Genomic DNA, 21,709 nt, shown 5'->3' with positions numbered 1-21,709 from the left:
GCTGGCCTCCCCCCTCCTGCACGCGCAGGAGGTTGCACGAGTCCTCTCCACCGTCGCCATCGTCCAGCAGATCGCGGTGCCCCGCCAGGTCTGCACCACACAGCAGGTGTCCGTCGAGCAACCCAAGTCCGGCGCAGGGGCCGTTTTGGGCGCGGTCGCCGGCGGCGCGATCGGTAACCAGTTTGGCGGCGGTGACGGCCGCGCCCTGGCCACCCTCGCCGGCGTGGTCGGCGGCGCCATGCTGGGAAACCGCATCGAGGGCCAACCCGGGCCCCGCATCCAGGAGCAGACCGTCTGCAGCAACCAGACCGTCTATGAAAGCCGTACCGTGGGCTACGACGTCACCTACGAGTACGCCGGCCGCCAGTACCGGGTGCAAACCCCCCAGGACCCGGGCCCCAACCTGCGGGTGCAGGTCAGCCCCCTCGTGCCGCCGATGCCCTCCACCAGCCCAGGCACCCTGCCCATGTCGATTCCGGCTCGGCCGATCAGCGCGGTGCCGGCGGGCGTGGTGCTCGCCAGCCACCCCCCCGTCGCGCTGCCCCCGCCCATGGCCTACCCGGTACCGCCCGCCCACGGCTGGCACCGGCATCACGGCAACTGGCGCTGAGCGAGCTGGAGGGGCTCGGCCGGTCCCTCTGGCCCGGCCCTTGGCTCGGCCCTTGCCTCGGCCCTCTGGCCCGTCACCTCTAAAATGTCCGGTTTATCGCTGCACGCGCACAAGGCGCGTGCAGCCCTTTACCGGACACCTCCATGAGCACCACCCAGATAGACGGCGTGACCGTCAACACCCAGGCCAGCGTCTACTTCGACGGCAAGTGCGTGAGCCACGGCATCACTTTCCCCGACGGCACCAAGAAGTCAGTCGGTGTCGTGCTGCCCTCCACCCTCACCTTCGGCACCGGCGCGCCCGAGATCATGGAATGCGTGGCGGGCCGCTGTGAGTGGCGCATGGCTGGAGAGGCAGACTGGAAGTCTTCCGGCCCCGGCGAGAAATTTTCCGTTCCGGGAAACTCCAAGTTCGAGATCCGGGTGACCGAGCCCTACCACTACATCTGCCACTTCGGCTGATCGCCGGGACACCCGCACCATGTCGACCATTCTTGAAAACGTCCCCGTCGGCCAGAAGGTCGGCATTGCCTTCTCCGGCGGCCTCGACACCTCCGCGGCCCTGCTCTGGATGAAGCAAAAGGGCGCCCTGCCCTACGCCTACACCGCCAACCTCGGTCAGCCCGACGAGCCCGACTACGACGAAATCCCGCGCAAGGCCAGCGCCTATGGCGCCGAGCTGGCCCGTCTGATCGACTGCCGCCGCCAGCTGGCGCAAGAGGGCATCGCCGCCTTGCAGTGCGGGGCCTTCCACATCTCCACCGCGGGCGTGACCTACTTCAACACCACGCCCCTGGGCCGCGCTGTCACCGGCACGATGCTCGTGGCCGCGATGAAGGAAGACAACGTCAACATCTGGGGCGACGGCAGCACCTTCAAGGGCAATGACATCGAGCGCTTCTACCGCTATGGCCTGCTGACCAACCCCGGCCTGAAGATCTACAAGCCCTGGCTGGACCAGACCTTCATCAATGAGCTGGGCGGCCGCACCGAGATGAGCGAGTTCCTCATCGCCAACGGCTTCGACTACAAGATGTCGGTCGAAAAGGCCTACAGCACCGACTCCAACATGCTGGGCGCCACCCACGAGGCCAAGGACCTGGAGCACCTCAACTCCGGCATCCGCATCGTCAACCCCATCATGGGCGTCGCCTTCTGGAAGGACGAGGTCGTGGTGAAGGCCGAGGAGGTGTCGGTGCGCTTTGAAGAAGGCGTGCCGGTAGCCCTCAATGGCCGAGAGTACGCCGACCCGGTGGAGCTCATTCTGGAGGCCAACCGCATTGGTGGCCGCCACGGCCTGGGCATGAGCGACCAGATCGAGAACCGCATCATCGAGGCCAAGAGCCGCGGCATCTACGAGGCCCCGGGCCTGGCGCTGCTGTTCATCGCCTACGAGCGCCTGGTGACCGGCATCCACAACGAGGACACCATCGAGCAGTACCGCGACAACGGCCGCCGCCTCGGCCGCCTGCTCTATCAGGGCCGCTGGTTCGACCCGCAGGCCCTGATGCTGCGCGAAACCGCCCAGCGCTGGGTGGCCCGCGCCGTCACAGGCACCGTCACCCTGGAGCTGCGCCGCGGCAACGACTACAGCCTGCTCAACACCGAGTCGGCCAACCTGACCTACAAGCCCGAGCGTCTCACGATGGAAAAGGGAGAGTCCATGTTCTCCCCGCGTGACCGCATCGGCCAACTGACGATGCGCAATCTGGACATCACCGACACGCGAGACAAGCTGGGCGTCTACGCGGGCGCGGGCCTGCTGTCAGCGGGCGACGAGCACCACCTTCTGCGCCTGACCGGCGGGAAGTAAGCGAGGTCTGCGGCAAACAAGCCGCTCCCAAGCAAAGCCCGCCTCGGCGGGCTTTTCACTTTTGCGGCCAGCGGCAGTCAAAGGCACGGGCACGGGCACGGGCACGGGCGCAGCCACAGCCACAGCCACAGGCATAGGCATAGGCAACCGCTGACGCGCAGGCGCGCTCGACACCGCTGGCCACAGGAGGAAGCCGCGGCGAAATTATTGACAGCACAAATTGATTCACGAGGGGCTGCCATGTCCATGCTGCGCAAATTTTTCGTCTTGGCTTTGGGCTCCGGTCTGGCCAAGACCGCTTGGGACCGTTACCGCCAGAAGAACGCCAACGCCGCCAGCAGCGACGACCTTCGCCGGCGCCACTCCGACGAGCGGAGCATCCACGGAGCCGCGGCCCTGCGACGGGCCGACCGCGAGACTCACAAGCACAAGATCTGAGGCGCAGGCCTCAGACCACCACCGGCTCGGGCTCGAGACGGATGCCGAAGCGCTCGTACACGCTGGTCTGGATGGCCCGCGCCAAAGTGACCACCTCCCCGCCGGTGGCGCCGCCCCGGTTCACCAGCACCAAGGCCTGCTTCTCGTAGACCCCGGCCTGGCCCACCGACTTGCCCTTCCAGCCGCAGGCGTCGATCAGCCAGCCAGCGGCGAGCTTCACCGTGCCATCGGGCATGGGGTAATGCACGATGTTCGGCTCGCGGGCGATGATGTCTGCGCACTGGTCCTGCGTGACCGTGGGATTTTTGAAAAAGCTGCCGGCATTGCCGATCACCGCCGGGTCGGGCAGTTTGGCGCGGCGGATGGCGCAGACCCAGTCGTAAATCTGGCGCGCGCTGGGCTCGGCGATGCCGGTCTCGACCGCCTTGCGCTGCAGGTCCAAGTATGAAAGCTCAGGCTGCCAAGGCTTGGGGAGGCGAAAGCGCACCCGCAGGATCAGGGCCTGACCCGCCAGGCCGAAGTCCCCTTCCTTGGCGGGAACATGCTTGAACACCGAATCGCGGTAGCCAAAGGCGCATTGGGCGGCATTGAGCGTGAACACCTGCCCGGTGGCAAGGTGCATGGCGTCTAGCGATTCGAAGCGGTCTTGCAGTTCCACCCCGTAAGCACCCACGTTTTGCACCGGGGCCGCGCCCACGCTGCCGGGGATGAGGGCGAGGTTTTCCAGCCCCGGCAGGTTCTGGTCCAAGGTCCAGGTGACGAAGGCATGCCAGTTGACGCCGGCGCCGGCCTCGACGATGACCGCCCGAGGGCCGTCTTCCACCACCCTCATGCCGGGAATCTCGACCTTGAGCACCAAGGCCTTGACGTCACCGGTCAGCACGATGTTGCTGCCCCCACCGAGCACAAACTTCGGGTCGGCGGCCCGCCCGGGCTCGGCTAACAGGGCCCGAAGGTCGTCCTCCGAGCGCACCCGAAGCAGCTCGCGGGCCCGGGCAACGATGCCGAAGCTGTTGTGCGGCTGCAGCGGGACCTGGTGCTCGACGATCATGGGAGAATTGTCGCATCCGACCCCCGGCCGGGCGCGCCCCGCGCCACCCGGCCCCTGTGCATTTGCCCCCCGGAGACACCATGCCCTCTTTCGACACCGTCTGCGAACCCAATCTGGTCGAAGTGAAGAACGCCGTCGAGAACGCGGCCAAGGAAATCGGTACCCGCTTCGACTTCAAGGGAACCTCAGCCGCCCTGGAGCTCAAGGACAAGGAAATCACCCTGTTCGGCGACGCCGAGTTCCAACTGCAGCAGGTGGAGGACATCCTCACCGCCAAGCTGGCCAAGCGCAATGTCGACGTCCGCTTCCTGGACAAGGGCGACGCGCAAAAAATCGGCGGAGACAAGGTCAAGCAGGTGATCAAGGTGCGCAGCGGCATCGAGTCCGAGGCGTCCAAGAAAATCCAGCGTTTGATCAAGGACAGCAAGCTCAAGGTGCAGGCCGCCATCCAGGGCGACGCGGTGCGCGTCACGGGGGCCAAGCGCGACGACCTGCAGGCCGCTATGGCCCTGATCCGCAAGGACATCGCCGACCTGCCCCTGTCCTTCAACAACTTCCGCGACTGATCGTCGACTGATAGACGACTCATGGGGCCACCCGCACCCACGCCCCCCGCACCAGCGTCCGAAGACAACACGGCCCTAGGGCCCCTGCGCGTGCCGGCCTTCCGGCTGGTCTGGCTGACCTGGCTCACCGCCAACACCACGATGTGGATGAACGATGTCGCGGCCGCCTGGCTGATGACGTCCCTGACCAGCACCCCCTTGTGGGTCGCCCTGGTGCAGGCGGCCTCCACCCTGCCCGTTTTCCTGCTGGCCCTGCCCTCGGGCGCCCTGGCCGACATCGTCGACCGGCGTCGCTATTTCATGGTGACCCAGTTCTGGGTGGCCGGCAACGCCATCCTCACCTGTGTGGTGGTGCTGGCCGGCTGGATGACGCCCGGCCTGTTGCTGGCGCTGACCTTCTTCAACGGGATCGGACTGGCGATGCGCTGGCCGGTGTACTCGGCCATCGTCCCGGAGGTCCTGCCCAAGCCCCTGATGCCCCAGGGCCTGGCGCTGAACGCGGTTGCGATGAACGGGTCACGCATCATCGGCCCGCTGGTAGCCGGCGCCCTCATCGGCGCGGCGGGCAGCGCCTGGGTCTTCGTGCTCAACGCCCTGCTGTCGGTGATGGCCGGCTTCATCATCATGAGCTGGAACCGGGTCCACAAGGAGCATGTGCTGGGCCGCGAGCGCCTGCCCTCCGCAATGCGGGTGGGCCTGCAATACGTCGCCCAATCGGCCCGGCTGCGCGGCGTGCTGCTGCGAATCGGCTTGTTCTTTTTTCACTCGACTGGCCTGCTGGCCCTGCTGCCCCTGGTGGCCCGCGCCCTGCCCGGTGGCGGCGCCGGCACCTTCACGCTGTTGCTCTCGTCCATGGGCGCAGGCGCGATCACCGGGGCCTTGATGATGCCGCGCATGCGCAAGGCCATGAAGCCCGAGGCGCTGATCCTGGCTGGCTGCATCACGCAAGCGGTCGCGATGGCCACCACGGTCTACGCGCCGGGTTTGGCGCTGGCCATGCCGGCCATGTTCCTGGCTGGCACCGCCTGGATCTGGGTGGCCAACACGCTCGCGGTTGCCGCCCAGATGTCACTGCCCGACTGGGTGCGGGCAAGGGGCATGTCGATCTACCAGATGGCGGTGATGGGCGCGTCTGCCAGTGGCGCGGCGGTCTGGGGCCAGGTGGCCACCTGGACCAATGTGCAGGAGTCGCTCACCCTGGCGGCGATCACCGCGGTGGCTGCGGCGCTGCTGATGCACTGGCGCAAGCCACTGCCGTCCAAAGAGATCGACCTCACCCCGGCACAGGTGACCTATGCGCCCGAGCTTCCGGAGCGACCCGGGCGGGGCCGAGTGCTGACCCGGGTCGAGTACCAGATCGACCCGAGTCGGGCCGACGAGTTCCTCGCGCTCATGGCTGACAGCCGCCGCGGCCGCCTGCAACAGGGCGCGCTCGAATGGCAATTGCTGCACGATGTGGGCGAGCCCGGCCGCTATGTGGAGCAGATCGTGGACGAATCGTGGACCGAGCACCTGCGCCGCTTCGACCGCGTCAACGTGACCGACGCCCAGTTGCGCGAGCAGCGGCAGGCGCTGCACATGGGCGATGGGCCGCCCAAGGTCACGCGCTACATCATCGAGCAGACCTGAGGCTGGCAGCGGGGGCCTGCCAAGTCACAGGCCGTCATTCGCGGGTATCCGACCTCGACCTCTTGTCCCGGACAGCTTGTCCCGCGGCTTTTTGCCCGGGCCGTTCTACGTCAGCGCTTCTTCGCACCCAACCGCGACTCGGTACCGGCCACCAGGCGGTTGATGTTCTCGCGGTGGCGCCAGACCAGCAGCAGACCCATGATCACCAAGGCTGCCACCAGCGGCGGCCGCGCGACCCAGACCACACCGCTGGCGAGCAGGAAGTAGACCGGTGCAAAAGCAGCGGACACCAGGGAGGCCAGGGAGGAGTAACGGAAGAAATAGGCCACGATCAGCCAGGTGGCACCGGTGGCCAAGCCCAGAACCCAATCAATACCGAAGACCGCGCCCAGGAAGGTGGCCACGCCCTTGCCCCCCTGAAAGCGGAAGAACACCGGGTAGAGGTGCCCGAGGAAAGCCGCCACCGCGACACCGGCCACCACGCCCTCACCCAGGCCCCAGGCAGCGCCCCAATGACGCACCGCCAGCACCGGCAGCAAGCCCTTGCAGGCGTCTAGCAGCAAGGTGACCAGCGCGGCAACCTTGCTGCCCGAGCGCAGCACATTGGTGGCGCCGGGGTTGCCGCTGCCGAAGCTGCGCGGGTCGGACAGGCCCATCAGCCGGCTCACGATGATGGCGAAGGCCAGCGAACCCAGCAGGTAGGCGGCCAGCACAGTCAGCCCGGGGGCGGCGATCAGCAAGAGGGGGGCAGCAGAGTTCATCGCTGACGATTGTGCCAGCGCCTCCCGACCGCCCCACGGGTTCAGGAGTGGGTGTACTTGGACAGGCCATTGAAGGTGCTCCTCGCGTCTTTGCCGATAACGCCAAAGCGATTGAACAGCGGTTCACCCCCCAGCTTGGTCCCACCGAGGCCAGTGTTGCGGGCCTGGACCTGGGTGCTGCCGCCAGACGCATGGATGGCGCCGAGCTGGCGCGAGCGCGTATCCGTGACCGGTGCGTCTAGCGGCGGCACCACCCCGGTGGTGGCGATCTCGATCACCATCTGCCGCGCCTGGGTCTCGGCGGCGGAGGTGCGGTCTTTGCCGCTCTTGCAGTTGATCAGGGTCGCGGTGGGCCCGCCCAAGCGGCTGGCCAGCACGATCAGGCGGGTGGCGAGCTTGTACGGGTCGTTGCCAGCGCTCTGATGCGCGTCGCTGGCGTAGAGGGTTCCGATTTGCGCGGCCAGGGTCCGCAGGATGGTCTTTTCGCGCTCTGGAACGCCATCGGAAGCGAGCTGGCCTCTCAGCCAGCCGGTGACGCCGGCAGGTGCCTGGCCAGGCCCGCAGGCCGCCCAGGCCTGCGGGGTTGCGCCCAGCAGGCGCTGCATCGCCCGGCGGTTGTCTGCATCCGTTTCGGCATGCGCACCCAGCACAAACTCCATGCCCTTGCCGCCCGTACCTTGTTCGTTGACTGGCACGTTGAGCGCCGCTACCTCGAACTTCACCTGCATCTGCCGAGGCGGTGAGTTCTCGCCGCCTGAGCGCGCCATCAACAGGCGCCCCTGCTCGTCTCGACGCAGTTGGCCTGATTCATCGATTGCAGGCATGGGCATGTCGATACCCTTGAGCGCCTCGAGGTCGTCCCAGGCCTGGCGCTGGTCATGCCACATGGAGCGCTCGTTCCCCTTGTAGCTGCCAAGGGTCCGCCAGCGATCGGGGGTCATGAGCGAGACCGAAGTCAGGCGAACCGTGACCGGATCGCCGCGCTGGCTCTGGAGGACCAGTCGGATGATTTCCTCGTCCGGCAGGGCAGCCATGGCGGCCTGGGCCGCCTCGCGAGCACGGTTCAGGCTGGCCGCACGCCGGACGACATCAATCAGGGGTGGCTCATCTCGGCGCGCCCGGTCTGCGCGGGGCCCTGACGCAGAACCCGCGGTACCCGCGCCGGCCGCTGGCGGGGTGGCCTGAGTCCCACGGGGGGGCCGTTTGCCCCGAATCCGGGTGGCTGCCGCAGCGGGGTCGCCCGCCGCCGCTTCAGCCTGCAGGCTGTTCAGACGCGTGTCCTTCAAGAGTCTCAGGTGGTCGTCGCGGGTCAGGTCGCCAGCAACGCGGTGCAGGTCTTCGTCGCGGAGTTTTTTGATGCCTTTGCGAGTCAGCTGGTTGGGGGAGAGCACGCCATGGCGGACGAGCGTCAGGCCGCACTGGCCGTCGGCCGCGGCCATCTTCGATACGTGCAGGGTCACCGCGTGCTTGTGCTGGGTCCGCTCATGGCAATGGGCACCCTGAACACCATCGGCGGCGTAGTCCGCGTGGAGGGCGTCGGAGACCCAAATGGCCGGACGCTGTTCGCAGTTGAGTACCAGCGCCTGGCGCACGGACCGTCCCTGGCTGATCCCGGATTGGGTTTCGATCGGCACGACTACCCGGGTGCTAACGACCTCGTTCGGCCGTCGACTGAGCATCTGGGTGTAGACGCGGTCGAAGGCTTTCTCGACCGCCTTGTTGCTGGTCCGCTCGTTCCACCAGCGTTTGACTTTGGCCAAGGGGCTGGAGCCGGTAGGCCCTGCCTGCCCGGTCGCCTCGCGGGCATCTTGTACCGCTCGCTTGACGCAGGCCAATGCAAACGCACGCTCGTCCATCTGGGCCACTTCGGGGAAAGCCCCGCGCAAGATCGCATCACGAACCAGGCCCTTGCCGCCGCCGGGCAGGTCGCTCGCGGATTTGCCGAGCCCGAGCACATCACCGGGCTCGCCCAGGCGCTGTGCCTGCGGGTCGCGCGCCTGCGCGTGCAACTCGCCGGCACGCTCGCGGAAGATGCCGCTCACATGCGCGAACGGCCGAGCGGCCTGCGCTAGAGGGTTACGGTCAAGATCAGGGTTGAGGTCGGGTTTGAGGTCGGGGGCCAGGGCTGCGCTCTTGCCATCGGGCGCCAGCGCGCTGGCGCGCGGACTGTCGAGTGGGCGGTCGGGGGAAGTTCCGTCCGCCCGAGAGGGGCTCGTAGCCCCAGCTCGGGCGGGTGAGGCACTGGCCGACAGCACGCTGGCTCGGGAAGGGCTGGCGGTGCTCCAGGCCGCGCTGGACAGGCTCGCGGCGGAGGATGTGGAGGCGCTGGACGTCGGGCTGGCGGTGGGGCTGGCAAAACCAGCCAGGGAGCCGGGCGCGGCCTTCACCGGCGTCGACAGGCCCGCCAGGGATGCGCCACGCTCCGGGGTCAAGGCTCGGACCGCGCGGGTGTCGATCGGCCGATCGAAGAGCAGCTCGTCCAGGGTGGCGGCGGCGGTGTCCCAGAACAGCGCCTTGGCATCGAGCATCCTGGGCAGGTACAGGGCGTGGTGAACCTCGGATTGCGCCAGGTAGTCCACCCGGGCTTTGAGCATGTCGGTCAACTCGGCCTCCAGCAGCTGACTGGCCTGGTGGACCTCGCGCCAACTCAGTTGGGCGCCGGCGGGGCGCGATCCTGCAGCGCCAGGGGCGGGGCCTAGGCCGGCGGCGGCACCCTTGGCCAGGTAATCGGCCGGCAAGGCGCGGTCCCAACGATTGAAGGCGCGGCGCAGCGAAACGGTCTGGTCTTGTATTTGGCTGGTGAGCGCCTCGCGCGCCTTCGGCCGCGTGATGCCACCCGGCTCGGCCAGATCCAGGGCCTTGTGGACCTGGTCACGTAGCAAGGTCAGTTTCCGCAGCACTTCGGGGGCGTCGGGGTCGAGCGCGGGGGCTTCAGCGCGCCGCCCGGCAGACCGGGCGAAATGGCTGCTGCCACCGCTCGCCAGCACCTGGGCCGAGAGCCGCGCATGCGCCTCGTCAATCAAGTGGACGGCGGCTTGGATGGGCGACGGGGCGGGCGAGTACGGCCCCGTGCTCTCAACCGCCCGTGTCGCGAGGGGTGTTGAGGCTGCCGCGCCCGAGGGCAGGCCCTTGAAATCGCCGGCGAGACGACGGGTGTGGACCTGAACCTTCCCGTCATCGCGCGGGGATGACGGAGGGGTGCCCTCCGGTGACTGCGTCGGGGTGCGGGCGAAATCCTGTCGGTTGAGAGAGGAGGAGGACGATTGCATGATGGCGGCTCGCTGCATAGGACCGCCGTCTGTAACCCGAACCCGGGCGCAGTTCAGGCCACAGCTCAGGCCGCCGGGTCGCGGATCTCGGCACGCACCTGATCAATGGCGGCCAGCAGCTCAGGCGAGAGGCGGGTGCCCCAGGCGTCGATGTCCTCGTCGAGCTGCGCCAGCGAGGTCACCCCGATGATGGTGGAGGCCACCTGCCACTTGGTGGAGCAAAAGGCCAGCGCCATCTGGGTGGGCGTGAGGCCGTGGTCGCGCGCGAGCTGGTTGTAGCGCCGCGAGGCGGTCAGGGCCGCATCGCGGCCCCAGCGCTGCCTGCGCACCGACTCGTACTTGGCGATACGGGCCTCGGCCGGTGCGGCCGGCCCGGCAAGGCCGGATGCGTCGTACTTGCCGGTGAGCAGGCCAAAGCCCAGGGGCGAGTAAGCCAGCAGGGAGACATCCAGCCGGTGCAGGGTCTCGTCCAGGCCGTTTTCCAGCGCGCGGCTGACCAGGCAGTACGGGTTCTGCACAGTGGCCACCCGCGGCAGGGCGTGCTGCTCGGCGAGACGCACGAACTCATGCACGCCATAGGGCGACTCGTTGGACAGTCCCACGTAGCGGATCTTGCCCTGGCGGACCAGCTTGTCCATGGCTTCGAGCTGCTCGTGGATCGAGGTCTGGCTGCGCTCCTGGGTGGGGTCGTAATACAGGGCGCCAAAGGTGGGCACATGGCGCTCGGGCCAGTGGATCTGATAGAGGTCGATCACGTCGGTCTGCAACCGGCGCAGCGAGCCTTCGCAGGAGGCGACGATGTCGGCGGCAGTCATGCCCAAGCCCTCGCGCACCCAGGGCATGCCGCGCGAGGGGCCGGCGACCTTGGAGGCCAGCACCACCTTGGCGCGTGCCCCGGGGTTCTTCGCAAACCAGTTGCCCAGAATGGTCTCGGTGGCGCCAAAGGTCTCGGCGCGTGCGGGCACCGCGTACATCTCGGCGGTGTCGAGGAAGTCGATGCCGCGTTCGAGGGACCGGTGCAGGATGGAGTGCGACAGGGCCTCAGGCACCTGCTCGCCGAAGGTCATGGTGCCCAGACAAATGGGAGAAACCTGCAGCGCGCTGCGGCCGAGGCGGACGGGGGTCATGGTCATGGTGTGGGTGGCGGGGAAAGAAATTCTGGAGACCCTCGATTGTCCCGTGCTTGACTGCCCGCGTCGAGGCTGCTCCGTATGATCAAACTGATGTACACCCCGCGCCGTCCCTCCCGCCTCGAATCCGTCCGCCTGCGCGGCATGCCGCACCAGGTGCGCCTTTGGGGCAAGCCGCAGCCCGGGCGGCCGCCGCTGGTGCTGGTGCATGGCTGGATGGACGTCTCGGCCTCCTGGCAGTTCGTGGTCGACGCAATGCAGGAGGACCGCTTCATCATCGCCCCCGACCTGCGCGGGTTCGGCGGCACCGAGATGGCGGGGGTCGACCACTACGTGTTTGCCGACTACCTGGGTGACCTTGAGTTCCTTCTTGACCATTACGCGCCAGAGCAGGCGGTGGACCTGGTAGGCCACAGCATGGGGGGCAATGTCTGCATGCTGTACGCCGGCGTGCGGCCCGCGCGGGTGGCCCGCCTGGGCAACCTGGAGGGCTTTGGCATGCCCGCCACCCGGCCGTCCCAGGCGCCAGGACGCTACGTCGCCTGGCTGGACGAGCTCAAGGCCTTCCACCGCGGCGAGACAACCATGGCCAGTTACGACGACGCCCAGGGCGTCGCCCGGCGCCTGATGAAAACCAACCCGCGGCTGCCGGAAGAAAAAGCCCTGTGGCTGGCGCAGCACTGGGCCCAGCCCGGGGCCGACGGCCGCTGGCGCATCCTGGGCGACCCGGCGCACAAACTCGTCAGCGCGACCCTCACCCGAGTGGAGGAAACACTCGAGCTGTACAGGCGAATCACCGCCCCCGTGCTCTGGGTCGAGTCGAGTACCGAGAGCTTGTCTGTCTGGTGGAAGAAAGCCAACTTCACCCTCGCCGAATTCCACCAGCGTCTGGACGAGGTGCCCCGCATCCGCCGCGCCAAGGTGATGGACGCCGGACACATGCTGCACCACGACCAGCCCGAGGCTGTCGCCCTCGAGATTGAGACTTTGTTGGCAGAAACGGCCTGAGCCTCGCGTCGGAGCGGCGGAGATATTGATGTAGGACGCCTCCTGCGCCAAGCTGCACCGCATGTTCGATGAGGTGGCTGTCTTGACCTTCCGACACGCAATTTCCGCCCGCTTCAGCGGGATATCCAAGGCGGTATCTGGCACCGCTGTCTCTGCTGCATTCGCCGTCGCGGCGCTCTTCGCCGCCGACCTGGCCTACGCCGCCCCGGCGCATGCAGCCGATCACGCGCAGACCGACGAAGCGGGCCTGGCTACGCTCTGGGAGGCGCTCTGGCACCAGAGCGGTACGCCCACCCGGCTGGTGCGCTGGGAGCAGCCGGTGCGCTGGCGCCTGTCGGGCCGCAACCTGCCCGCGCACCGCGAGATGGTGCTGCGAGCGCTCGAGGCGGTGAGCCAGGAGACCGGCATCCCTTTCACCGAAGCCAATGCAGGCGCTGAAGACCCCGATGGCGCGGACGCTGCCACCGCGCCCAACCTGCGCATCGAAATCGTCGCCAACACCGCGCTCGAAAACCGCCAGCCCTGCGTGACCACGCTGGACTTCCGGACCGAGACGCAGATCGACAGCGCCCTGGTGCAAATGCGCGAGCGCGACGTCTTGCGCTGCGCCCACCACGAGGCCATGCATGTCATGGGCGTGCGCGGTCACCCGGCCGGCAAAACGGTACTCAGTTACTTCCCGGTCAAGGTCGACAGCCTGCTGCCGCTGGACCGCGCACTGCTGCGGGCCTGGTACTCGCCACGGATGCGGCCCGGAATGACACCTTTCGAAGCCCTGCCGGTGCTGGCGCAGGAGTGGCTGGCGCTGCAACCAGACCCGCAGGCGGCGGCCGCAGTGAGGGACCGCTTCTTCGCCGACACGGTGGCAGCAATGCGCGCCTACGCCGAGGGCACCGGCGACATCCCCGCCATCATCCGCCGCTCGGGCAAGGCCACTGCGGAGGGGGTCCGCCTGGGCCGCAGTGAAATGGGCTACTTCCTGGGCGTGGCCTACCTCGAAGGGGCTACCGTGGGCACCCCAGATCGCGAGTCGGCACTGCTGTGGCTGGAGCGCTCGGCCCGCATTGGCAACCGCACCGCCCTGGCCCGTCTGGCCGGCATGCGCTGAGGGCCCAAGGTCGGGCGATTGCCGCGAAGGCGCGAGAGGCCAAAGAGGCAAGACGGGCCAGAGCGGGCCTGCCCAGGGGCGCTCCCCAGCGAGCCCAGTCCGCATGCGAAAATCGGGGGCTACACCGAACACCTTCGAATCGAGCCCCCCCATGGACGCAGAACAAATCAATGCCATCGGCAGCACCCTGACCGACCTCCAGGCCCGCACCGCGGACCTCCGGAGGTATCTTTGACTACGATGCCAAAGCCGAACGCCTGAGAACCGTCAACGCATCGCTGGAAGACCCGGCGGTGTGGAACGACCCCAAGAAGGCCCAGGAACTGGGCAAGGAAAAAAAGCAGCTCGACGACATCGTGCTGCAGATCCAGACGCTGGACCGGGACCTGGCCGACAACCTCGAGCTCCATGAAATGAGCAAGGAAGACGGCGACGAGGCAGGCCTCGCCACCATCGAGGCCGACACCGCCCGCCTGCGTGCCATCGTCGAGAAGCTCGAGTTCCGGCGCATGTTCGACAAGCCGGCTGACCCGATGAATGCCTTCCTGGACATCCAGGCCGGCGCAGGCGGCACCGAAGCCTGCGACTGGGCCAGCATGCTGCTGCGGCAATACCTCAAGTACGCCGAACGCAAGGGCTTCAAGTCCAACGTGGAAGACGAGACCGGCGGCGACGTGGCCGGCATCAAATCGGCCACCATCAAGATCGAGGGTGAATACGCCTACGGCCTGCTGCGCACCGAAACCGGCGTCCACCGCCTGGTGCGCAAGTCCCCCTTCGACTCCTCCGGCGGTCGCCACACCAGCTTTGCCTCGGTCTTCGTCTACCCCGAGATCGACGACTCGGTCGAAATCAACATCAACCCGGCCGATGTGCGCATCGACACCTTCCGCGCCTCGGGCGCTGGCGGACAGCACATCAACAAGACCGACTCCGCGGTGCGCATGACCCACGTGCCCACCGGCATCGTGGTGCAGTGCCAGGACAGCCGCAGCCAGCACTCCAACCGTGATGTGGCCTGGCAGCGCCTGCGCTCGAGGCTGTACGACCATGAAATGCGCAAGCGCATGGAAGAACAGCAAAAGCTCGAGGACACCAAGACCGATGTGGGCTGGGGCCATCAGATCCGCAGCTATGTGCTGGACCAGTCCCGCATCAAAGACCTGCGCACCAGCGTCGAAATCTCCAACACCCAGAAGGTGCTCGACGGCGACCTCGACGCCTTCATCGAGGCCTCACTCAAGCAGGGCGTGTGATGCGCGGGCTGGACAACCGTTTCCTGGAGAACCTCCATGCGTGAAGGACAAAGCACCCTCATCCGCCGCGCCGACTACCAGGCGCCGGCGTTTTGGATCGACACCGTCGACCTCACCTTTGACCTCGACCCCGCCAAGACCCGCGTGCTCAATCGCATGCGTGTGCGGCGCAACCCCGACGTACCGGCGCAGGCACTGCGCCTCGACGGCGAGGAGCTCAATCTGGCCCGGGTGCTGGTGGCTGGCCAGGGCACCAGCTTCAAGATCGACGGCAACCAGCTGGTGCTGGAGAACCTGCCCGAGGGCCCCGAGCCCTTCGATCTGGAGATCTTCACCACCTGTGCGCCGGCCAAGAACAGCAAGCTCATGGGCCTGTACGTGAGCAACGACTCCTTCTTCACCCAGTGTGAAGCCGAGGGCTTTCGCCGCATCACCTACTTTCTGGACCGGCCGGACGTGATGGCCAGCTACAGCGTCACCCTGCGTGCCGACAAGGCGCTCTACCCGGTGCTGCTGTCCAACGGCAACCTGGTGGACGCCGGCGCGCTGGAGGGAGGCCGCCACTTCGCCCGCTGGGTGGACCCACACCGCAAGCCCAGCTACCTGTTCGCCCTGGTGGCGGGCAAGCTGGTGGCGCGCGAGCAACGCATTCGCTCGCGCGGCGGCAAGGATCATCTGCTGCAGGTCTATGTGCGTCCGGGCGACCTGGACAAGACAGAGCACGCAATGAACTCGCTCATCGCCTCGGTGGCCTGGGACGAAGCCCGCTTTGGCCTGCCCTTGGACCTCGACCGCTTCATGATCGTCGCCACCAGCGACTTCAACATGGGCGCGATGGAGAACAAGGGCCTGAACATCTTCAACACCAAGTACGTGCTGGCCAGCCAGGCGACAGCCACTGATGTGGACTACGCCAACATCGAGAGCGTGGTTGGCCATGAGTACTTCCACAACTGGACCGGCAACCGCGTCACCTGCCGCGACTGGTTCCAGCTCTCGCTCAAAGAAGGCCTCACCGTCTTTCGCGACCAGGAGTTCTCCCAAGACCTGACCGGCGAGGCCTCGGCCCGCGCGGTCAAGCGCATCGAAGACGTGCGGGTGCTGCGCACCGCCCAGTTCCCCGAAGACGCCGGCCCCATGGCCCACCCGGTACGCCCCGACCAGTACCTGGAAATCAACAACTTCTATACCGTCACCATCTACGAAAAGGGTGCCGAGGTCGTGCGCATGATGCAGACCCTGGTGGCCGGCGACGGTGACCCCGAGGGACGCACCGGCTTCGCGCGCGGCATGACGCTGTATTTCGAGCGCCACGACGGCCAGGCGGTGACCTGCGACGACTTCGCCCAAGCGATTGCCGACGCCAACCCCAACTCGCCGCTGGCGCGCCTGCTGCCCCAGTTCAAGCGCTGGTACAGCCAGGCCGGCACGCCCCGCGTGGGCGCCGCGGGCCGCTGGGACGCCGAGAGCGGCAGCTACACGCTGACGCTGTCGCAGCACTGCGCGGCCACGCCCGGCCAGGAGACCAAGGAGCCCTTCGTCATCCCGGTGCGCTGGGGTCTGCTCGATGCAGACGGTCGCCAAATCGCCCAGGGCCTGCACGTGCTCACCGAGGCCAGCGAGTCCTTCACCGTGACCGGGCTGACCGGCTGCGTGGGCGAGCCGGTGCCCTCCCTGCTGCGCGGGTTCAGCGCGCCGGTGATCCTCGAGCAAGACACGCCGGACGCCCAACTTCTGCTCTTGCTGGCCCACGACACCGACCCCTTCAATCGCTGGGAGGCGGCCCAGCGCCTGGCGCTGCACCGCGCCCTCAGCGCTGTGCGAGGCGACGGCCATGTGGCGCTCGACGCCCCCTTCATCGAGGCCATGCGCGGCGTGTTGCGCCACCCGCAGCTCGACGCGGCCTTCAAGGACCTGGTGCTCACCCTGCCATCTGAGACCTACATCGCCGAGCAACTGGAGGTGGTGGACCCGCAGCGCATTCACGCGGTGCGCGAGGCCATGCGCCAGCAACTGGCCAGCGCCCTGCGCCACGACTGGGAATGGGCCTACGAGTCCCACAAGGACAACGGCGCCTACCGACCCGACGCAACCTCCTCCGGCCGGCGTGCGCTGGCGGGCCTGGCCCTCACCCACCTGTGCCTGGCGGCAGCGCCTTCGGGTGACCCGGTCTGGCCGGGCAAGGCCCTGCAGCGGTTCAAGGACGCCGGCAACATGACCGACCGTTTGAGCGCCCTGACAGCCTTGGTGGTCAGCGGCCACCCCTTGGGCGAGTCGGCGCTGGCGCGCTTTCACGCCCTGTTCAAGGACGAGGCCCTGGTGCTGGACAAGTGGTTCGCGCTGCAGGCCGGCGCACCCGACCGGGCGGGCCATGTGCTGCCCGTGGTGCGCCAGTTGATGACGCACCCAGACTTCCAACTGCGCAACCCGAACCGGGCACGCAGCCTGATCTTCAGCTTCTGCAACGCCAACCCGGGTGCCTTCCACCGCACCGACGCTGCCGGCTATGTGTTCTGGAGCGAGCGGGTGATGGAGCTCGACGCCATCAACCCCCAGGTGGCTGCCCGCCTGGCGCGCGCACTGGACCGCTGGCGCAAGCTGGCTGAGCCCTATCGCCGCGCCGCACGCGAGGCGCTGGCCCGGGTATCGGCCAAGCCCGACCTGTCCAACGATGTGCGCGAGGTGGTTTCGCGCGCGCTCACCGACTCCTGAGCGCCGCCCGCCCCCTTCAAAAAATGCCTGCCTAGAAAGCGAGCGGCTCCATGTCTCACAACATCTCACTCACCCGCTACCTGGTCGAGCGCCAGCGCGAGGACGGCCTCATCCCCGGCAACCTGCGCCTGCTGCTTGAAGTGGTGGCGCGGGCCTGCAAGTCCATCTCCCACGCAGTCAACAAGGGTGCGCTCGGTGGCGTGCTGGGCTCGGCCAACAGCGAGAACGTGCAGGGTGAGGTGCAAAAAAAGCTCGACATCATTGCCAACGAGGTGCTGATCGAGGCCAATGAATGGGGCGGCCACCTGGCTGGCATGGCCAGCGAGGAAATGGACACCATCCTGTCCGTTCCCAACCGCTACCCCGCCGGCGAATACCTGCTGCTGTTCGACCCGCTCGATGGCTCGTCGAACATCGATGTCAACGTGAGCATCGGCACCATCTTCTCGGTGCTGAAAAAACCCGAGGGCGGCGCTGAAGTGGGCGAGCAGGACTTTCTGCAACCCGGCCGCCAGCAGGTGGCCGCGGGCTACTGCATCTACGGCCCGCAGACCACCCTGGTGCTCACCGTGGGCAAGGGCGTGGCCATGTTCACCCTAGACCGCGAGCAGGGCTCCTTCGTGTTGGTGCAAGAGCATCTGCAGATCCCGAAGGACACCAAAGAGTTCGCGATCAACATGTCCAACATGCGGCACTGGGACACGCCGGTCAAGCGCTACATCGACGAGTGCCTGGCCGGCAAGGAAGGCCCGCGCGGGAAAGACTTCAACATGCGCTGGATCGCCTCTATGGTGGCCGACGTGCACCGCATCCTCACCCGTGGCGGGGTCTTCATGTACCCCTGGGACAAGCGCGAGCCGCACAAGCCGGGCAAGCTGCGCCTGATGTACGAGGCCAACCCCATGGGCTGGCTGGTCGAACAAGCCGGCGGCGCCGCCACCAACGGCCGCGAGCGCATCCTGGACATCGCGCCGACCGAGTTGCACCAGCGGGTCAGCGTCATCCTCGGGTCGAAAAACGAGGTCGAGCGGGTGACGGGCTACCACCTGAACGCCTGAAAACCTCCGAGGCGGCCCGCCTGCCCCAGCCCAATCCGGAGCCGGGGCAAGCCGACGCAGCCACGGCCAGCCCGACGGCCCCGCGCAAAGCGGCGAGGCCTTCTTGCCCGCAACCAAGGGCGGTGTTGCCCAAATTCAGACACGGCGGCGCACCCGCCGACCTACGATGCCTCCCGATACGCCGCGTGCGCCCTGCGCGCGGCATGCACCCGGAGAGACATCATGAAAAAAACCTTGATCAAGCGCCTGGGCATCCTGCGTCGCAAGGATGGCATCACCCACCAAGAATTCGTCGAACACTGGCTCGAGCGCCACGCTGCCCTGTGCGTCAAGCTGCCCGGCCTGGTCCGTTACTCGGTCAACATGGTCGACCGTGGACGCTTTCCCCATTTTGACTACGACGGCTTTTCGGAGCTGTGGTTCGACTCGGAAGAGGCACTGACCGCGGCGCTTGAGAGCCCGGAAGGCAAGACGCTGCTGGCCGACCTGCCCAACTTCGCCAAGGACGTCTCCCCGATCGTGGCGGAGGAACACCAGATCCTCTGGCCCTGAACTGCCCCTGAACCACGGGTAAGGAACACACCATGGGACAACTCCAGGGTAAGGTCGCCCTCGTCACCGGCGCCGCCGGCGGCTTTGGCGAAGGTATCGCGCGGCTTTTCGCCGCTGAAGGCGCCAAGGTACTGATCGCCGACCTCGACGCCGCGCGCGCGCAGCAGGTTGCTGCATCGATAGGCGCCTCCGCAGCGAGCATCGGCTGCGACGTTTCCAAGGGCGAGCAGGTCCAGGCGGCGGTGCAGGCCTGCGTGCAAGCCTTCGGCGCGCCCGACATCGTCGTGAACAACGCCGGCACCACCCACCGCAACCAGCCTCTGCTGGAAGTGGACGAAGCCACCTTCGACCGCGTGTTCGCGGTCAATGTGAAGTCCATCTTCCATATGACCCGCGCGGTGGTGCCGCTGATGCGCGAACGCAAGGGCGGCGCCATCATCAACATCGGCTCGACCGCCGGCATCCGTCCACGGCCGGGCCTGACTTGGTACAACGCCTCCAAGGGGGCGGTGAACCTGGTGTCCAAGTCCATGGCCGCCGAGCTGGGCCCGGACAACATTCGGGTCAATGCGATCTGCCCGGTCATGGGCGCCACCGGCCTGATCGAGCAGTTTCTGGGGGTACCCGACACCCCCGAGAACCGCGCCAAGATCGTCGCCGGCATCCCGCTGGGACGCATGTCCACGCCGCAGGATGTGGCCCAAGCCGCACTGTGGCTGGCCAGTGACGCAGCGCAGTTCATCACCGGCGTCGAGCTGCCGGTAGACGGCGGCCGCACCATCTGATGCACCGCGCAGAGCCCGGCAGGCGGGTTCAGAAGGCGCGCCGCTGATGGACCCTGCGCTCCACCAGGCCCTGTACGGCACCGACCTACCGGAGGAGCCCCGGGTGCCCATGCGCTGCGGCCCCTGGCGCTTCGAGCGGCAGGGCCTGATCCTGCGCGACCTCTGCTACGAGGACCGCCTAGCCTGGAGCAGCCTGGGCTTTGTCTGGCGCGACATCCACTGGGGCACGCCCGCGCCAGTCATCGACGCGGTGGATCATGCTGCGCGCGAGGGCGGGTTCACGCTGACCCTCGCGGCCCACCTGGACGGGCCGCCACAGGTCGGCCTGAAAGTGACGGTAGCGGTCGACGACCGAGGCGGCATCCGCTACGAGGCGCTCGCGCAGATCGCAGAGGCCACCGACATCGCTGATGTCGCCCAGGGCAGTGGCTCCGCACTTGCAGCACTCACCAACCGAGCTGGCCTGTGCCTGGAACACCCGTTGGCGCTGGCCAAGCAGCCAGTGTGCCTCCGGCACGACGACGGCCGCAGCACCCACAGCGAATTCCCTGCGCTGGTGCCCGCCTGGCCGCCCTTCACTGCGGTCCGGGCGATCGAGCACCCGCTGGTACCAGGCGCGTGGGCCTGCTGCGAGCTGGAAGGCGACAGCTTCGAAACTGAAGATCAGCGCAATAACGCGGACGCCTCCTTCAAGACCTACAGCCGGTCGAACAGCATGCCCCGCCCCTACCGGCTCGGGCCTGGAGAGTCGGTTTGGCAGCGGGCCACCTTGCGGATCGAAAACAGGCCCACGCCTGCACCCTCAGCCTCGCCCACACGCTCGGCGACTGTCGATGGCGATGACCGCGATGCCTGGCGCACGCCCCCCGTTCTGGGCCTGGGCCTTGCACCCGAGGACCTGGCCGATCTCGCGCATTGGGCCCCGGTGCTGGCCCAGTGGCGGCCGGCGCGTTTGCATCTGGTGATGGACCATGCCGCCGAGCCTGTGGACGCGACGGCCCTGGCCCAGGCGATCACCGCCAGCGGCGCCCAGCTGCGGTTGGACCTGCGCGGCGCCAGCCCCACCGCCAGCAAGCAGGGGGCGATGACGGCCGCTGATGCAGCAATCGCCTCGGCGGATGGTCACGCCCCCGGCGCGCCAACCAACGCGGCGCTCACTACCCTGGCGGCTGCGTTGTCAGCGGCCGGTATCGCGCCGCAGGCCGTCGCGCTCTTTCCGGGCCAGGCCACCGAGTTGAGCGCATTGGCCCTTGCATTTCCCGGCGCAGCCCGCGGTGCGGGCACGCCGTACTTCTTTGCCCAGGCCAACCGGGCCGAGCGGCTCGGGCCAGCGGACTTTGTCTCCTTCACCACCTGCTCTTTGGTGCACGGCACCGAGGCAGCCTTGGTGATGGACAGCCTGCGCAGCCTGCCCTCGCTGTTGCAGACCCTGCGCGTGCGGCATGGCATCGCGCACATCGAAGTGGGCCCGAGCGGTCTGGCGGCGCCACGCAGCCCGCTGGGCCAACAACCTGCACCGGATCGCCTAAGACCGCAGTGCCTGGGGCAGCACGACCCACGCAGCGCAGCGCTGTTCGGTGCGGCCTGGCTGGTTGGCCATGTCGCGGCGCTGATGGAAGCTGGCGCGCAGGCCATCAGTCTGCGCGGACTCGGACGCAATGACGGACTGTTGTTGCCCGGCGAAAGCGCATGGCGCATGTCCCCCGCCGCACATGCCTTGCAGGCTTTGCTGGCACCGGCGACACGGGTGCGGGCGCAGGCCTGGCGCGACGGACCCTGGGCGCGCATCGAGCACGAAGGCCCGCAGGGCCGCAGTCTTGTGCTGGCCAACCTGGGCCCTGAGCCACTGCCGCATCGCGCGCTACTGGCGACAGCTGCGCGCAGCGGCCGACTCGAGCTGCTCGACGCACCCGCGTGGCTGGCTCATTGCGCCGGCGGCGCGAGCCCCTGGCGTGAATGGCAGG

At 67.7% G+C, this 21,709-nt stretch carries 18 protein-coding genes; 14 read left to right on the top strand and 4 right to left on the bottom strand.

Annotated features, from left to right (window positions below):
* From QE494_RS07150 to QE494_RS07135, 4 genes are all read left to right on the top strand, one after another.
* Positions 1-610 (top strand): glycine zipper 2TM domain-containing protein (locus QE494_RS07150; RefSeq protein WP_336619428.1); only part of this gene is annotated, 610 nt, incomplete at its 5' end.
* A gap of 143 nt (positions 611-753) precedes the next feature.
* Entirely contained in the window at positions 754-1,071 is a 318-nt protein-coding gene (locus tag QE494_RS07145) for a pyrimidine/purine nucleoside phosphorylase (protein WP_300042228.1), read from the top strand.
* Positions 1,072-1,090: 19 nt separating this feature from the next.
* A complete protein-coding gene (argG, locus tag QE494_RS07140; RefSeq protein ID WP_300042227.1) occupies positions 1,091-2,422 on the top strand; it encodes an argininosuccinate synthase in 1,332 nt (443 codons plus the stop codon).
* Between the two features lie 246 nt (positions 2,423-2,668).
* Positions 2,669-2,860: a hypothetical protein gene (locus QE494_RS07135; RefSeq protein WP_300042226.1), complete on the top strand. Its 192-nt coding sequence runs from the start codon at positions 2,669-2,671 to the stop codon at positions 2,858-2,860.
* A gap of 10 nt (positions 2,861-2,870) precedes the next feature.
* Here the strand turns inward: QE494_RS07135 and murB are convergent, their stop codons facing one another.
* A complete protein-coding gene (gene murB, locus QE494_RS07130; protein WP_300042225.1) occupies positions 2,871-3,911 on the bottom strand; it encodes a UDP-N-acetylmuramate dehydrogenase in 1,041 nt (346 codons plus the stop codon).
* 80 nt (positions 3,912-3,991) lie between these two features.
* On the opposite strand from murB, the gene QE494_RS07125 reads away from it, so the two are divergent.
* A complete protein-coding gene (locus tag QE494_RS07125; protein WP_300042224.1) occupies positions 3,992-4,477 on the top strand; it encodes a YajQ family cyclic di-GMP-binding protein in 486 nt (161 codons plus the stop codon).
* A gap of 21 nt (positions 4,478-4,498) precedes the next feature.
* A complete protein-coding gene (locus QE494_RS07120) occupies positions 4,499-6,106 on the top strand; it encodes an MFS transporter (RefSeq protein ID WP_300042223.1) in 1,608 nt (535 codons plus the stop codon).
* A 110-nt stretch (positions 6,107-6,216) separates the two neighbouring features.
* On the opposite strand, the gene plsY is transcribed toward QE494_RS07120, so the two are convergent.
* From plsY to QE494_RS07105, 3 genes are all read right to left on the bottom strand, one after another.
* Positions 6,217-6,867 carry a glycerol-3-phosphate 1-O-acyltransferase PlsY gene (gene plsY, locus QE494_RS07115; RefSeq protein ID WP_300042222.1) on the bottom strand — a complete coding sequence of 217 codons (651 nt, stop codon included), beginning with the start codon at positions 6,865-6,867 and terminating at the stop codon, positions 6,217-6,219.
* A 41-nt stretch (positions 6,868-6,908) separates the two neighbouring features.
* Positions 6,909-10,136, bottom strand: coding sequence for an inositol phosphate phosphatase SopB (locus QE494_RS07110; protein WP_300042221.1), 3,228 nt, complete (start codon positions 10,134-10,136; stop codon positions 6,909-6,911).
* Positions 10,137-10,201: 65 nt separating this feature from the next.
* On the bottom strand, positions 10,202-11,263 hold the full coding sequence (locus QE494_RS07105; RefSeq protein WP_300042232.1) for an aldo/keto reductase: 1,062 nt from the start codon (positions 11,261-11,263) through the stop codon (positions 10,202-10,204).
* Between the two features lie 96 nt (positions 11,264-11,359).
* On the opposite strand from QE494_RS07105, the gene QE494_RS07100 reads away from it, so the two are divergent.
* The 8 genes from QE494_RS07100 to QE494_RS07065 form a co-directional block, all read left to right on the top strand.
* Positions 11,360-12,274, top strand: a complete 915-nt coding sequence (locus tag QE494_RS07100) for an alpha/beta fold hydrolase (RefSeq protein ID WP_300042231.1) — start codon at positions 11,360-11,362, stop codon at positions 12,272-12,274.
* Between the two features lie 82 nt (positions 12,275-12,356).
* The gene (locus QE494_RS07095; RefSeq protein ID WP_300042220.1) at positions 12,357-13,382 is read left to right on the top strand and encodes a DUF2927 domain-containing protein; all 1,026 of its coding nucleotides are present in this window, start codon (positions 12,357-12,359) and stop codon (positions 13,380-13,382) included.
* Between the two features lie 151 nt (positions 13,383-13,533).
* A protein-coding gene (gene prfB / locus QE494_RS07090; protein WP_300042219.1) for a peptide chain release factor 2 occupies positions 13,534-14,638 on the top strand; the annotation gives its coding sequence in 2 pieces (ribosomal slippage) (positions 13,534-13,614 and positions 13,616-14,638; 1,104 coding nt in all).
* Between the two features lie 36 nt (positions 14,639-14,674).
* On the top strand, positions 14,675-17,350 hold the full coding sequence (gene pepN, locus QE494_RS07085) for an aminopeptidase N (protein WP_300042218.1): 2,676 nt from the start codon (positions 14,675-14,677) through the stop codon (positions 17,348-17,350).
* Between the two features lie 50 nt (positions 17,351-17,400).
* Positions 17,401-18,408, top strand: coding sequence for a class 1 fructose-bisphosphatase (locus QE494_RS07080; protein WP_300042217.1), 1,008 nt, complete (start codon positions 17,401-17,403; stop codon positions 18,406-18,408).
* Between the two features lie 222 nt (positions 18,409-18,630).
* Complete coding sequence (locus QE494_RS07075; protein ID WP_300042216.1) at positions 18,631-18,960, top strand: EthD family reductase; 330 nt, start codon at positions 18,631-18,633, stop codon at positions 18,958-18,960.
* 32 nt (positions 18,961-18,992) lie between these two features.
* The gene (locus QE494_RS07070; RefSeq protein ID WP_300042214.1) at positions 18,993-19,745 is read left to right on the top strand and encodes a glucose 1-dehydrogenase; all 753 of its coding nucleotides are present in this window, start codon (positions 18,993-18,995) and stop codon (positions 19,743-19,745) included.
* A 46-nt stretch (positions 19,746-19,791) separates the two neighbouring features.
* Positions 19,792-21,709: hypothetical protein (locus tag QE494_RS07065; protein WP_300042212.1), on the top strand; the 1,918-nt coding region annotated here is incomplete at its 3' end.

Source organism: Ramlibacter sp. (assembly GCF_029866045.1).
GTDB lineage: Bacteria > Pseudomonadota > Gammaproteobacteria > Burkholderiales > Burkholderiaceae_C > Ramlibacter.
The sequence above is the reverse complement of the archived record's forward strand: the minus strand, read 5'-3'. Positions and strand labels throughout refer to the sequence as shown.